This window comes from Halofilum ochraceum (assembly GCF_001614315.2).
GTDB lineage: Bacteria > Pseudomonadota > Gammaproteobacteria > XJ16 > Halofilaceae > Halofilum > Halofilum ochraceum.
In genome coordinates this window covers 1-13443 of record NZ_LVEG02000016.1, presented here as the reverse complement: position 1 = coordinate 13443, position 13443 = coordinate 1, and the positions used below count along the sequence as shown (strand labels likewise).

General features: G+C 67.8%; 11 protein-coding genes and 1 riboswitch. Of the genes, 10 read left to right on the top strand and 1 reads right to left on the bottom strand.

Translation table 11 applies throughout. The features are described 5' to 3' along the window. The first annotated feature begins 112 nt into the window (after nucleotides 1-112). The 9 genes from A0W70_RS12925 (at nucleotide 113) to A0W70_RS12885 (ending at nucleotide 10698) form a co-directional block, all read left to right on the top strand. Nucleotides 113-1882, top strand: a complete 1770-nt coding sequence (locus A0W70_RS12925; RefSeq protein WP_245675885.1) for a chloride channel protein — start codon at nucleotides 113-115, stop codon at nucleotides 1880-1882. Then, nucleotides 1879-2964 (top strand): extracellular solute-binding protein, encoded by a 1086-nt coding sequence (locus A0W70_RS12920; RefSeq protein ID WP_067563177.1) that lies wholly within the window; start codon nucleotides 1879-1881, stop codon nucleotides 2962-2964. The genes A0W70_RS12925 and A0W70_RS12920 overlap by 4 nt, the downstream gene beginning before the upstream one ends. A 73-nt stretch (nucleotides 2965-3037) precedes the next feature. Then, a complete protein-coding gene (msrA, locus tag A0W70_RS12915) occupies nucleotides 3038-3505 on the top strand; it encodes a peptide-methionine (S)-S-oxide reductase MsrA (protein WP_067563174.1) in 468 nt (155 codons plus the stop codon). A gap of 566 nt (nucleotides 3506-4071) precedes the next feature. Continuing rightward, nucleotides 4072-5625 carry a 2-isopropylmalate synthase gene (locus A0W70_RS12910; protein ID WP_067563171.1) on the top strand — a complete coding sequence of 518 codons (1554 nt, stop codon included), beginning with the start codon at nucleotides 4072-4074 and terminating at the stop codon, nucleotides 5623-5625. Between the two features lie 25 nt (nucleotides 5626-5650). Next, nucleotides 5651-6442 (top strand): uracil-DNA glycosylase, encoded by a 792-nt coding sequence (locus A0W70_RS12905; protein WP_067563168.1) that lies wholly within the window; start codon nucleotides 5651-5653, stop codon nucleotides 6440-6442. Nucleotides 6443-6554: 112 nt separating this feature from the next. Then, nucleotides 6555-7049, top strand: coding sequence for a ribosomal protein S18-alanine N-acetyltransferase (rimI, locus tag A0W70_RS12900; RefSeq protein WP_067563400.1), 495 nt, complete (start codon nucleotides 6555-6557; stop codon nucleotides 7047-7049). A 72-nt stretch (nucleotides 7050-7121) separates the two neighbouring features. Beyond that, on the top strand, nucleotides 7122-8714 hold the full coding sequence (locus A0W70_RS12895) for a peptide chain release factor 3 (RefSeq protein ID WP_067563164.1): 1593 nt from the start codon (nucleotides 7122-7124) through the stop codon (nucleotides 8712-8714). A 113-nt stretch (nucleotides 8715-8827) separates the two neighbouring features. After that, a complete protein-coding gene (locus tag A0W70_RS12890) occupies nucleotides 8828-9436 on the top strand; it encodes a c-type cytochrome (RefSeq protein WP_217495447.1) in 609 nt (202 codons plus the stop codon). Beyond that, entirely contained in the window at nucleotides 9433-10698 is a 1266-nt protein-coding gene (locus A0W70_RS12885; RefSeq protein ID WP_067563156.1) for a c-type cytochrome, read from the top strand. Before A0W70_RS12890 ends, A0W70_RS12885 begins: the two co-directional genes overlap by 4 nt. Before the next feature lie 366 nt (nucleotides 10699-11064). Here the strand turns inward: A0W70_RS12885 and A0W70_RS12880 are convergent, their stop codons facing one another. Continuing rightward, on the bottom strand, nucleotides 11065-12714 hold the full coding sequence (locus tag A0W70_RS12880; protein ID WP_067563153.1) for an acetolactate synthase large subunit: 1650 nt from the start codon (nucleotides 12712-12714) through the stop codon (nucleotides 11065-11067). Between the two features lie 387 nt (nucleotides 12715-13101). Next, a riboswitch (S-adenosyl-L-homocysteine riboswitch) is annotated at nucleotides 13102-13209 on the top strand. A gap of 23 nt (nucleotides 13210-13232) precedes the next feature. Between A0W70_RS12880 and A0W70_RS12875 the strand changes: the two genes are divergently transcribed. After that, a partial coding sequence (locus tag A0W70_RS12875; protein WP_139150868.1) for an adenosylhomocysteinase occupies nucleotides 13233-13443 on the top strand: 211 nt, incomplete at its 3' end.

Below are 13443 nucleotides of genomic sequence, written 5' to 3'. Positions count from 1 at the left end.
CGCTTACTAACGCGCGCCGCGGTATCGTGGCAGAATGTGGCCGGCCAAGGATCTGGACCCGGGAATTGCGCAGACTCGATCGCGATCGGCAAACCGGATGGCGGTGTCGCGGGTGAGTGCCCTCGTCCGCCTCCGTGATCAGGCCGCGGGACTGGCCAATGTCGCGCGGCGCGCGTTGGCGGTCAGCCTGCTGGGCCTGGTGCTCGGTGGTCTCGCGTCGCTGGCCGCGACCGGTTTCGTGTTCGCCGTCGAATGGCTCAATGACGTCCTCTGGGTCTCGGCCCGCAGCCGCATGATCCATGGTGACTGGCGTTGGCTGCCCTGGGTGACGGTCGCGGTTCTGGCCACCGGCGGGTTGCTGGTCGGCCTGCTGAATCGCTACGTGCTGCCCGGCGGGCGCGTGCATGGGCCGCCGGATGTGATCGAGGTCGCCCAGAGTGGTCATGGCCGCTTGAGCCTAAGGGCGGGACTCGCCAGTGCCGGCGCGGCCATCGCCTCGCTCGGCGCCGGCGCCTCGGTGGGCCAATACGGGCCGCTGGTCCACCTCGGCGCAACCCTGGGGTCCGCGATCGCGCGCTGGATGCCCGCCGGCGGCGCCACGCTCGGGACGATCGGGATCGGCTGCGGCGTGGCCTCGGCGATCTCGACGGCGTTCAATGCCCCCATCGCCGGGATCCTGTTCGCCCACGAGGTCATCCTCAGGCATTACTCGCTCAAGGCCTTCGCGCCGATCACGGTGGCGTCGACCATCGGCTTCGTCCTGACCAACTTCGTCTTCGAGACCCGGCCGCTGTTCCGGGTGAACGTGGTGCCCGAGGTCGCGCCGGCCGAGTTCGGCGCCTTCATCGTGCTCGGGATCCTCGGCGCACTCGTGGCCATCGCGTTCATGCGCGCGGTGATACTGGCCGGGCGTCTCGCCCGGGCCTCGCGCCTGCCGGTGCCATTCCGGCCGGCCGCGGCCGGTGCCGCCCTCGGGATCATGGCGCTGTGGACGCCGGAGGTGCTGGGGATCGGCAAGGAGACCCTGCGCTTCGCGATCATCCCGGAGGCCTTCTCGGCGGGTGAACTGGGTCTGCTGCTGGTCGCGAAGATCATCGCCACCGCGCTCTGCCTGGGCTTCGGCTTCGCCGGGGGCAGCTTCAGCCCGGCGCTGGTCATTGGCGCGCTGTACGGTGCGCTGGCCGGCTATGTGGCGGCGCCGCTGGTGCCGGGCGCCGCCGATTCGATCAGCGTCTACGCGATCTGCGGGATGGCGGCGGTGACCAGCCCGGTCATCGGCGGGCCGATCACCACCATCCTGATCGTGTTCGAACTGACCCGGAACTATGAATTGACCACGGCCGTCATGGTCAGCGTCGTGTTCGCCAACCTCGTCTCCTATCGCCTGTTCGGCCGTTCCATGTTCGACGAAGCCCTGCGGGCGCGTGGCTGCGACCTGACCATGGGACGTGATCAGCTCGTGCTGGATCACAGCACGATCGAGGCATACATCACGCGGCATTTCGTGGAGGCGCATCCCGGGGAATCGCTGGGCGTGCTGCGCGACCGGCTGATCGCCGCCGAGGCCACGGAGGCGCAGTTGATCGATCGTGAACGCAACTATCTCGGCACCATCACCCTCAGTCGCCTGCTGGTCGCGATCGCGCGGGCGCCGAACGCGACCGTCGACAGCATCGCCGACTGGGACGATGAGGCCCTGCGGGTCGACACGTCGATCTGGGAGGCCCTGAAACACGCCGAATCGAATATCGGCGAGATGCTGCCGGTGCTCGAAAAGGGCGACAGTAACCGGATCGTCGGCGTGATCGCCCAGTCGGTCATCGTGCGCGCCTACCGGGATACGATGTACGGGATCCGACGCGAGGAACACGCGGCGCCATGAGGTCCGTTGCGCTCTGCTGCCTGCTTTTCTGGGGGGCCGCGCTGGCCCAGGACGACCCCGAGCCGCTCCACGTCGCGACCTGGGGCGGGGTGTACGAGGAAAGCCAGCGCAAGGCCTATTTCGATCCGTTCGCCGCGGAGACCGGCGTGCCGATCGAGACCGCCGACTACGCGGGCGGCGTCGAACCGCTGCGCGAGCAGGTGGCCAACGGGCGCCCCGAGTGGGATGTCGCCGATATGACCATGGCGGACCACCGTCAGGCCTGTGAGGAGGGGCTGCTGGAGCCGTTCGATCGCAACAGCCTGGCCGCGGCGCCGGATGGTACGCAGCCGGAACGGGATTTCATCGAGGGCAGTTTCACCCGCTGCGGCGTGGCCCACAACGTGTTCTCGGTGGTCTACGCGTTCGACAAACGGGCCTTTCCGGGCGCCCAGCCGTACCGGATCGAGCACCTCTTCGATCCGGAGCGCTTCCCGGGCCAGCGCGCGTTCCATCGTCGCCCCGATGCGCTGCTCGAATGGGCACTGATCTCCTACGGCGTGCCGGCCGAGGATCTCTACAGCCTGCTGTCGACCGACCGCGGCATGCGGCTCGCGTTCGAGCGGCTGGACCGCATCCGCGAGGATATCGTCTGGTGGAGCGATCCGGCCGAGGCCGTCGAACTGCTGCTGCGCTCCGACGTCTCGTTCGCCATGGGCTATAACGGCCGGTTCTTCGATGCCGCGGTCGTGCGCGACCAACCGATCGAGATCGTCTGGGATGCCCAGGTCTATGAGCTCGAGGTCTGGGGCGTTCCCCGGGGCGCGGGGCGACCCGAGCTCTCGCGTCGGTTCATCCGCTTTGCCACCCGCACCGAATCCCTGGTGGAGCAGACGCGCCATATCGCCTACGGCCCGACCCGGGTATCGGCGAACCGGCGCGTCGGTGAGCACGCCACGGCCGGCGTGCTGATGCGCCCGCACATGCCGACCAACCCCCTGCACATGGACCGGGCGATCGAGAAGGACGTGGCCTGGTACGCGCGCACCCGCGAGCGACTCGACGAGCGCTTCGACGCCTGGCTGGCGGCCGGGGCGGAGTAGGGGGCCGGCGCGACCGTAGGTCCCGCGCAGGGGGGCGTGTGATAATGGGCACAGGCAATCGGAGATCGAGACCATGGCGACTGCAATCTTCGCCGCTGGCTGTTTCTGGCATGTAGAGCATGCGTTCCGCCAGGTGCGTGGCGTGAGCGGGGTCGAGTCCGGCTTCATCGGCGGGCACGTCGAGAATCCGGGCTATAAGCAGGTATGCCGCGAGGACACCGGCCACGCCGAGGCGGTCCGTGTGACCTGGGACCCGGCGCAGGTGTCGTATGAGCAACTCCTCGAAACCTTCTGGCAATGCCACGATCCGACCCAGGTGAATCGCCAGGGACCGGATATCGGCAGCCAGTACCGCTCCGCGATCTTCTATATCGATGAGAATCAGCGCGCGGCGGCCGAGGCCTCGAAGGAGGACCTGCAGTGGTCGGGCCGGGTGAAAGGGCAGATCGCGACCGAAATCGTCCCGGCAGGCGAGTTCTACCGCGCCGAGGAATACCACCAGCGCTACTTCGAGAAAAACGGGATCGTCTGCGGGATCTGACTCGCGATAACCGACGACGTCGCGGGATAGGTTCTCGCCAGGGCGCGGAGGGCGCCAAGGGACGCGAAGATGGTATCCAACTGGCGTAGGTCGGACTTCCAGTCCGACAGATCGTAGGCTCCGGCGTGTCGGACTGGAAGTCCGACCTACACGCGCACTGGCTCTTTTCCCTTGTCCTTTGCGTGCCTTGGCGCTCTTTGCGCCTTGGCGAGAACCAGATTCCGCGGGTCTGGAGAAACCAGACCGGCGCTTGGCACAACCCGCCGCGCGCGTTATATTCGCTTTCGAGTCACTTCACGGATAGCCCTCATGACGGCGCGTTCCGGCCGCAAAGTCGTTTCCCGCGTCGCGGTTTCCCGCGATGCACGGCCGACGTACGCCCTGCTGTCCGGCTCCCTCCTGCTTCTGCTCGCGCTTCTCCTCCTGCCCTAGGGCAGGAGAGATGACCTGGCGAGGCGAAACGCACCCAACCAGAAAACTCCGCACCGACCCACAAGGGGCCGGGATGCGGCGAGCCCGAACCATCGGTGCCGCCGAGGCGGCGCAGGCAGAAGACGGAGCCCGTCATGAGCCACGACAAACTGTACGTATTCGACACGACGCTGCGCGACGGCGAACAGAGCCCGGGCGCGTCGATGACGAAGGAAGAAAAGGTCCGGATCGCGAAAGCGCTGGACCGCATGAAGGTCGATATCATCGAGGCCGGTTTCCCGGCCGCCAGCAAGGGCGATTTCGACGCCGTCCAGGCGGTCGCCCGGACCTGTAAATACAGCACGGTCGCCGGTCTCGCGCGGGCGAAAGAGAGCGATATCGACCGCGCCGGGGAGGCGGTCAAGGACGCCCCCAAGAGCCGTGTGCATACCTTCATCGGCACCTCGCCGATCCACATGCAGGCCAAGCTGAAGATGGAGCCGGATGCGGTGCTGGAATGCGCCGTCGCGGCCGTCCAGCGCGCCCGGCAGTGGACCGACGATGTCGAGTTCTCCTGCGAGGACGCGGGTCGCTCCGAGGCGGATTTCCTCTGCCGTATCATCGAGGCGGCCATCGACGCCGGTGCCCGCACCGTGAACATCCCGGACACGGTCGGTTACAACGTGCCCGAGCAGTACGGTGGGCTGATCCGCAGCCTGCGCGAGCGCGTGCCGAATTCCGACAAGGCGGTCTGGTCGGTGCACTGCCACGACGACCTGGGCATGGCCGTCGCCAACTCGCTGGCCGGTGTCCAGAACGGCGCCCGCCAGGTTGAGTGCACCATCAATGGCCTGGGCGAGCGCGCCGGCAACGCGTCGCTGGAGGAGATCGTCATGGCGGTGCGCACGCGCCGCGACGTGTTCCCCTGCGATACCGACATCGAGACCACCGAGATCCTGCCCACCTCGCGCCTGGTGGCGAACATCACCGGTTTCCACGTGCAGCCGAACAAGGCGATCGTCGGCGCCAACGCCTTCGCCCACGAGTCCGGCATCCATCAGGACGGTGTCCTGAAGGCGCGCGAGACCTACGAGATCATGAAGGCCCAGGACGTGGGCTGGAACAACAACCGCATGGTCATGGGCAAGCACTCGGGCCGCAACGCCTTCCGCAGCAAGCTCGAGGAACTGGGCATCACGTTCGAGACGGCGGGCGAGCTGGACGACGTCTTCGCCCGCTTCAAGGATCTGGCCGACAAGAAGCACGAGATCTTCGATGAAGACCTGCAGGCGCTGGTGACCGAGGCCTACACGGAAGAGGTCAACGAGCGCTATCAGCTCAAGCGCCTGCACGTCTGCTGCGAGAGCGACGTCGTGCCGGAGGCCTCGATCGCGCTGCTGATCGACGGCGAGGAAAAGCAGGCCAAAGCGACCGGCGACGGCCCCGTGGACGCCGCCTTCAAGGCGATCGAGTCGCTGGTGGAGAGCGGCGCGGAACTGCGCCTGTACTCGGTGAACAGCATCACCGGCGGGACCGATGCCCAGGGCGAGGTCACCGTGCGGCTGCTGCAGGGCGATCGCGTGGTCAACGGCCAGGCGGCCGATACCGACATCGTCATCGCCTCGGCCAAGTCGTACGTGAACGCGCTCAACAAGCTCAGCCAGCAGGGTTTCCGCGAGCATCCGCAGATCGCCGCGGCCGATCTCTGAAGGGCTCCCGGGCCGGAGCGCGGCGATGGACGAGGCGACACGGCGGGCCTACCTCGAAGCGATGGGCGTGACCGTCTGGGTGCCGCGTGGATCGCGGACGACCTCTCCCGACGTCGAGACGGTGGGCGACGACACCTTGGCCGAGGTGCCCGCTCCCGATCCGGCGGCGGCGGAATCCGCCGCCGCTCCGGCGTCCATGCCGGAGGACCGCGAGGCGGCGGTCACGACGGCCGATCACGCCGTGTCAGGGACCGATGTGGCGTCGATGGATGGCGAGACCCTGCGCCAGACCATCCTCGGCTGCACCGCCTGCGGGCTGTGCGAGACCCGCACGCAGGCGGTGCCGGGCGTCGGCAGCCTGACCGCCGACCTGCTGGTGATCGGGGAAGCACCGGGCCAGGAGGAAGACCGACGCGGCGAACCCTTCGTCGGTCGTGCCGGTCAGCTGCTCGATCGCATGCTGGCGGCCATCGGTCTCGACCGGCAAACGGTCTATATCACCAATGTCCTCAAATGCCGTCCGCCGAACAACCGCGACCCGAAGGTCGACGAGGTTCAGGCCTGTGCCGGCTACCTGCGGCGCCAGATCGAGCTGATCGACCCGAAGGTGATCCTCTCGGTGGGGCGGATCTCGGCGCAGAGCCTGCTGGAAACCGATCAGACCATCGGCCGCCTGCGCGAGCGCTGGCACCGCTTCGGCCCCAACGGCACGCCGCTGCGGGTCACCTACCATCCGGCCTACCTGCTGCGGAGCCCGGGACAGAAGCGCAAGTCCTGGGAGGATCTCAAGGCCGTTCGGGCCCTGCTGGCCGACTGATGGGGCCGCTGGTGCGCGTCCATCGTGCCGTGCGGTCCGGCCGTCGCGCACGCGCTTGCCCGGGCACCCGGCGCGAGCGTAATTTATGGCCGTCTACCCGCGCGGAACGATCATGGCCGCAGTAGTCGACCCCGCTCTCACGATTCGGCCGATGCAGAACGCCGATCTCGCGGGCGTGCTCGCCGTCGAGCGCGGCGGCTATCCGTATCCGTGGTCGCAGCGGATCTTCGAGGACTGCCTGCGGGTGGGCTATTGCTGCCTGGTGGCCGACTGCGACGGTCGTATCGACGGCCACGGCATCATGATGGCCCGCGCCGGCGAGGCGCATATCCTCAACCTCTGCGTCGATGCCCGCATGCGCCGCTCGGGCGTCGCCAGTGCACTGCTGTCGAATCTGCTGGAGGTCGCGGTCACGGCCAATGCCGACTGCGCCTTCCTCGAGGTCCGTCCGTCCAACCATGGTGCGATCGCGCTCTATCAGGGGGCCGGATTCCACGAGGTCGGCCGCCGGCCGAACTATTATCCGGCGCCGTTCGGGCGCGAGGACGCGCTGGTCATGGCGCGTGGACTCGCGGACCCGGACGAGGAAGCCCCACAGCAGTTATAATACCCGGCTGCGGTCGATCGGGAGCCTGCCCGATGCCGCTGATCCGTTCCACTGACCAGTTCCGATACCCCTATGGCCGATCCCCGCAAAGAGACGGCGCGGCGCCGCACGCTCGCCATCATCTCCCACCCCGACGCCGGCAAGACCACCGTCACCGAGAAGCTCCTGCTCTATGGCGGGGCGATCCAGCAGGCGGGTACGGTCAAGGGCCGCAAGGCCGCGCGCCATGCGACCGCGGACTGGATGCAGATGGAGCAGCAGCGCGGCATCTCCGTGACCTCCGCGGTCATGCAGTTCCCCTACGCCGACCGCATCGTCAATCTGCTCGATACGCCCGGCCACGAGGACTTCTCCGAGGACACCTATCGCACCCTGACCGCGGTCGACTCGGCGCTGATGGTCATCGACGTCGCCAAGGGCGTCGAGGAACGCACCGAGAAGCTGATGGACGTCTGCCGCCTGCGCACGACGCCGGTGATGACCTTCATCAACAAGCTCGACCGCGAGGGCAAGGAGCCGATGGAGCTGCTCGACGAGGTCGAGGAAACGCTCGCCATCCGTTGCGCCCCGGTGACCTGGCCGATCGGCATGGGCAAGCGCTTCAAGGGCGTGTACCACCTCTGGAAGGAGCAGGTCCACCTGTTCTCTGCGCGCCATGACGGCGGCATCGTCGAGGGCGAGAAGATCGACGGGATCGACAATCCGCGCCTCGACGAGGTGCTGGGCGATCAGGCGGCCGAGCTGCGTGAAGAGATCGAGCTGGTGCGCGGCGCCAGTAACCCATTCGATCTTGATGCCTATCTGCGCGGCGATCTGACGCCCGTGTTCTTCGGTTCGGCGATCAACAACTTCGGTATCCAGGAGCTGCTCGACGAGTTCGTGGAGTACGCACCGCCGCCGCAGGCGCACGAGGCGACCACGCGCACCGTGGAGCCGACGGAATCGAAATTCTCCGGCTTCGTGTTCAAGATCCAGGCGAACATGGATCCCCAGCACCGTGACCGGATCGCCTTCGTCCGGGTCTGCTCGGGGCGCTTCGCCAAGGGCATGAAGGTGCATAACGTCCGTGCCGGCAAGGACACGAAGATCGCCCAGGCGCTGACCTTCATGGCGGCCGAACGCGGGCAGACCGAAGAGGCATTCCCGGGCGACGTGATCGGCGTGCCCAACCACGGCACCATCCGCATCGGCGATACCTTTACCGAGGGCGAGCGTTTCGCCTTCACCGGCATCCCCAACTTCGCGCCGGAGCTGTTCCGCCGGGCCCAGCTCAAGGACCCGATGAAGATGAAGGCGCTGCAGAAGGGCCTGGAACAGCTCTGCGAGGAGGGGGCCACCCAGCTGTTCCGCCCGACCGGCAACAACGACCTGATCCTGGGTGCTGTCGGTACGCTCCAGTTCGACGTGGTGGCCCAGCGTCTGCGTGACGAGTACCGGGTCGACTGCATGTTCGAGGGGATCGGTGTGCAGACCTGCCGCTGGCTCTACGGCGACGAGCGGCAACTGCGGCAGCTGCGCGACAAATCGCCACTGAACGTCGCCGAGGACCACGCCGGCGAATGGGTCTACCTGGCGCCGACCCGGGTCAATCTGCAGATGACCGAAGAACGCTGGCCCGACATCGAGTTCCGCGCGACGCGCGAGCAGGGCGGCCTGCCGGCGTGAGGGGTGGGCCCACATGGCCCACCCGCCGGGTGTCACGGATCGCCGCCCTGATCGGGCTGCTGTCCTGGCCCGTGTTTGCGGTATCGGCTCCGCCACCCGATATGGATGAGCGCATGCGCGCCTGCACGGCCTGCCACAAGTCCACGGGGATCCGGATCGACGAGGGCTACGTCCCGCGCATCGAAGGCAAGCCGGCCGGCTATCTGTTCAACCAGCTGGTCCATTTCCGCGAACATCGGCGTACCAACGCGACCATGAATCACCTGGTCGAGTGGATGTCGGATGACTACATGGCGGCGATTGCCGACTGGTTCGGGGACCAACAGCCGCCGTATCCCGATCCGGCCGCACCACCGGAGCGCGAGGTCCTGCGCGAGCGCGGTGAGCAACTGGTGCGCGCGGGCGATCCGGAGCGCGATATCCCCGCGTGCCAGGCCTGCCACGGCGAGCGCCTGGCGGGCGTGCGGCCCGATATACCCGGCCTGATCGGCCTGCCGGAGCACTACATCGCCGGGCAGCTCGGCGCCTGGCGGGTCGGCCATCGGCAGGCCTCGGAGCCCGACTGCATGGCGACGATTGTCGAGCGCCTGGACGAGCGCGATGTCGAGGCGGTCGCCGCCTGGCTCGCATCGCGTCCGCTGCCCGCTGACACCCGGCCCGCCACCGGACCCGCCAGGGATCTGCCCATGCGCTGTGGCAGCGTCGAGCGGCCGGGATCATGAGCCGCGCCATCCGCGTGTGGATCGTCCCGGCCGTATTGCTGGCCGGTGCCCTGACCGTCACGGCCGTGATGACGACCGGCGGCGGGGAACGCCCCGCCGGCGTGGACAAGCGCGCGGATCCGGCAAGCGCCGAGCGGGTAGAGCGCGGCCGGTACCTCGCGCGCGTCGGCAACTGCACCGGCTGCCACACCGAACCCGGCGGCGAACCGCTCGCGGGCGGGCTCGCGCTGGAGACCGACTTCGGCACCTTCCGCACGCCCAACATCACGCCGGATGGCAGCACGGGGATCGGCGACTGGTCCCGCGAGCAGTTCCGGGACGCCATGCTGCGCGGACAGCGCGCCGACGGCGCGCCGCTGTACCCGGCCTGTCCCTATCCGAGTTTCACGCACACCCGGGTCGAGGACATCGATGCCATTCACGCCTGGATCCAGTCGATCGATCCCGTTACGCATGAGACGCGCGACCATGATCTCGATTTCCCGTACGGCATTCGCGGTCTGGTGAATGTCTGGCAATGGGCGTTTTTCCAGCCGGCCAGCCTGGACAACGCAGGCGATCGGGATGAGCAGTGGCACCGGGGGCGCTATCTGGTGGAGGGCCTCGGCCACTGCAGCGAGTGCCACCGGGATCGCGGCACCTTCGGTGCGGTGCGCGAGGCGGTCGACGCCCCGGGCGGCATGATCCATGGCTGGTATGCCCCCTCGCTCAACAGCCCCGACGAGGCCGGTCTCCAGCAGTGGTCCACCGCCGAAGCCGCCGACTTCCTGCGCAGCGGCAAGGGCAATGATTCGGCCATGGTCGGTCCGATGGCGGGTGTGGTGTTCGACAGTCTGCAGTACCTGCGGCCGGACGACGCCCGGGCGATGGCCGAGTATCTGCGCGCGCTGCCGACGGCCGAAATCGAGGCGTCCGGTTACCGGCCGCGGCCTTCGCCGGAAACGGTCAAGGCCATGATGGAGCGGGGCGAGAGACTGTACGGACGTGACTGCGCCGACTGCCATGGCGATGCGGGCGAGGGCGATGACGGCGTCGCCGCGCTGGCCGGCAATCGCGCCGTGACCATGGAGAACCCGGCCAATATCGTCCGCATGATCCGCCGGGGCGGTTTCCCGGCCAGCACGCCGGGCAATCCGTACCCCCACGGCATGCCACCGTTTCAGCAATATGGCGACCGCGATATCGCCTCGGTCGCGACGTATATCCGCCAGAGCTGGGGCAACGAGGCGCCGCCGGTCTCGACGATCGGACTCGCCGAATAATAGGCGGGGCGTTACGGCCTCCCCCGACGCTCCGGGGCGCCGGCATTGCCCGGCGCCCGATCGCTTCAACGGCCGAACGCCTCGTCCATTGCCGGGCAAGGTCGGCCTACGCGATGTTCATGCGTGCACGTCGCCGTAGGCGCGTCTTCGACCGGCGCCACCGCGCCGGTCGAATGCGCGCAGCCCGCCCTAAGCGCCGAATTCTCGCTTGACGCTTGACGCGCGCGTTCGCCTTCGGCGAAAACGCGCCTACGACCGACGGGCGCCGGTTCATCGGAGCGATCAGCGCCCGCACGGCGATCAAGCCGGCGGAGGGTGTATCCATCATCGCTGCGAGCGGTCACGGCAAGGTAGCCGCGCCCCGGGTCATTCGCCCGTAAACACCCCCAACCGTTTCGACAGCTTCTGGTTCTCGCTGTAGTCGATCGGAATGACCACCAGTGACGGCCCCTCGTGGTCGAGCGCGTTCTGCAGCGCGCCGCGCAGGTCGCGGGCGTTGTTCACGTATTGGCCGTGCCAGCCGAACGCCTCGGCAAGGTGGAGCCAGTCGGGATTGCCGAATTCGAGATCGGTGTGGCTGCCGAAGTGGTCGTCCTGCTTCCAGGAGATCAGGCCGTAGCCGCCGTCTTCCCAGACCAGCATGGTGATATCGGAGTCGAGCCGCTTGGCCGTCTCCATCTCCTGCACGTTCATCATGAAATCGCCATCGCCGGCGATCCCGACGATCCGGCGGCCGTCGGCAACCAGCGCGGCGCCGATGGCGCCGGGCAGGGGCATACCCATCGAACAGAAACCATTCGGGATGAGGCAGGTATTCGGCTCGTGGCAGTGGTAATGGCGCCCGAGCCACATCTTGTGCGCGCCGACCCCGGACAGGACGACGTCGTCCGGCCCGAGCACCTGGCGGACATCCCAGATCGCCTTTTGCGGGCGGATGATGCCCTCGGTGTCGTCCTCGGCGTGCTCCTCCATGTCCGCCTTCATGCGGGCCCGTGCCGCCTGCTGGACGCTGAAGTCATAGGCCGGCGCACCGTCACGCTCGAAGCGGCGGTTCAGTTGCCACAGGGCATGCGCGACGTCGCCCACCAGTTCGACGGCCGGGTGGTACTCCCGGTCGATCTCGGCCGGGTCGAAGTCGATATGGACGATGGTCTCGGTCGCGTCCGGGTTCCACAGCTGCGGTGGATACTCGACGAGGTCGTAGCCGACGGTGATGACCACATCGGCATCGCGGACCGCGTCGGCCACATGGTCCCATTGGCCGAGACCAATGGTGTACAGCGCGTAGTCCGCCTCGAAATCGACCGCGCCCTTGCCCATGAACGTGGTCGTCACCGGGATGCCGGTCTGTTCCGCGAGTCGGCGGAGCTGGTTGGAGGCGCGTTTTCGCACGGCGCCGTTGCCGGCGATGATGATCGGGGCGCGGGCGTTGCGGATCAGCTCATAGGCCTGGTCGCTGACCTTGTCGTCGACGCCGGGCCGGCGGAAGCGCCGCGGCTCCATCGGCCGGACATCCGTCTCCATCTTGGCGATGTTCTCCGCCAGCTCGATATGGACCGCGCCCGGCTTCTCGCCGCGGGCGGTACGTACCGATTTGCGCACGATCTCCGGGATGCTGTCGGGGTGGTGCACGGACTGCGCCCATTTGGTCACGGGCTCGTACATCTGCACCACGTCCATGACCTGGTGGCTTTCCTTGTGCTGGCGCGTGGTGGCGCCCTGGCCGGTCAGGACGATCAGCGGGGCATGGTCCATGTCGGCATCGGCCACGCCCGTGATCAGGTTGGTCGCGCCGGGGCCGAGGGTCCCGAGGCAGATGGCGGGGTTGCCCGTCAGCTTGCCGTAGGCCTCGGCCATGAAGGCCGCGCCCTGCTCATGCCGGGTCAGTACGAAACGGATCTGGTCGGAGTGTTTCAGGGAGTGGACGAAATCGGCGTTTTCCTCCCCCGTGACCCCGAAGATGTATTCGATGCCCTCGCGTTCGAGGCACTGGACGAACAGATCGGATGCCTTCATGGCGGGCCCCCTGGACGTATTGATGTTCCTGCAACGGCGCGCTGCGTCGGCCACCGTGCGGTGCTGCTGGTGCCCCAACCCGTACGCGGGCCCGCCAGCAGTCCCGCCATTGTGGACAGCCGCCCGGCTGCGCGCCAGTCGGGCCCGGTTGGAGCCATCCGGTCGGCACCGACCGCCCCCCGGATCCGGTCTGGAACCGCCCGCGGTCGATCCGATCGAGCGGGGTACGGGCCGCGGGTTATGGAGCGCACTGATCAGCGCGTAAACCGCGCCATGGCGCCATTTCAGGGGGCTGATACGGGACGGTGACGGCACGGGGCAATCCCCAGGGTGGCACGTCGCAGGCGGATCGCGTGTAAACTGTGGGGCTGAAACAGGATGAACCCCCGCCCCGAGGAGCGCTGCAACGGGGTCTGTCGGCCGGCGCAACGCCGGTGTGCAGGCACCTCGCCAGGCTCGGGTCACCGGGGTCGTAACAAACGGCGCTCGTTCGACTCTCAAGAGAGGAGATCGATCCGATGAACGCAACTGTCGCTGAACAGATCCCCACCGAATCCATCATCGCCGACCCGACGCAGGCCCCCTGGGGCCGTCGCGAGATCGCCATCGCCGAGACCGAGATGCCGGGGCTGATGGCCCTGCGCGAGCGCTATGCCTCTGAGCAGCCGCTCGCCGGCTGCCGCATCGCGGGTTCGCTGCACATGACCATCCAGACCGCGGTGCTGATCG

Bases quoted from the DNA above. Each gene is read 5' to 3' on its own strand.
- A0W70_RS12920 (WP_067563177.1), top strand. From the start codon at position 1,879: ATGAGGTCCGTTGCGCTCTGCTGCCTGCTTTTCTGGGGGGCCGCGCTG.
- msrA (WP_067563174.1), top strand. From the start codon at position 3,038: ATGGCGACTGCAATCTTCGCCGCTGGCTGTTTCTGGCATGTAGAGCAT.
- A0W70_RS12910 (WP_067563171.1), top strand. From the start codon at position 4,072: ATGAGCCACGACAAACTGTACGTATTCGACACGACGCTGCGCGACGGC.
- A0W70_RS12905 (WP_067563168.1), top strand. From the start codon at position 5,651: ATGGACGAGGCGACACGGCGGGCCTACCTCGAAGCGATGGGCGTGACC.
- rimI (WP_067563400.1), top strand. From the start codon at position 6,555: ATGGCCGCAGTAGTCGACCCCGCTCTCACGATTCGGCCGATGCAGAAC.
- A0W70_RS12895 (WP_067563164.1), top strand. From the start codon at position 7,122: ATGGCCGATCCCCGCAAAGAGACGGCGCGGCGCCGCACGCTCGCCATC.
- A0W70_RS12890 (WP_217495447.1), top strand. From the start codon at position 8,828: ATGCGCGCCTGCACGGCCTGCCACAAGTCCACGGGGATCCGGATCGAC.
- A0W70_RS12885 (WP_067563156.1), top strand. From the start codon at position 9,433: ATGAGCCGCGCCATCCGCGTGTGGATCGTCCCGGCCGTATTGCTGGCC.
- A0W70_RS12880 (WP_067563153.1), bottom strand. From the start codon at position 12,714: ATGAAGGCATCCGATCTGTTCGTCCAGTGCCTCGAACGCGAGGGCATC.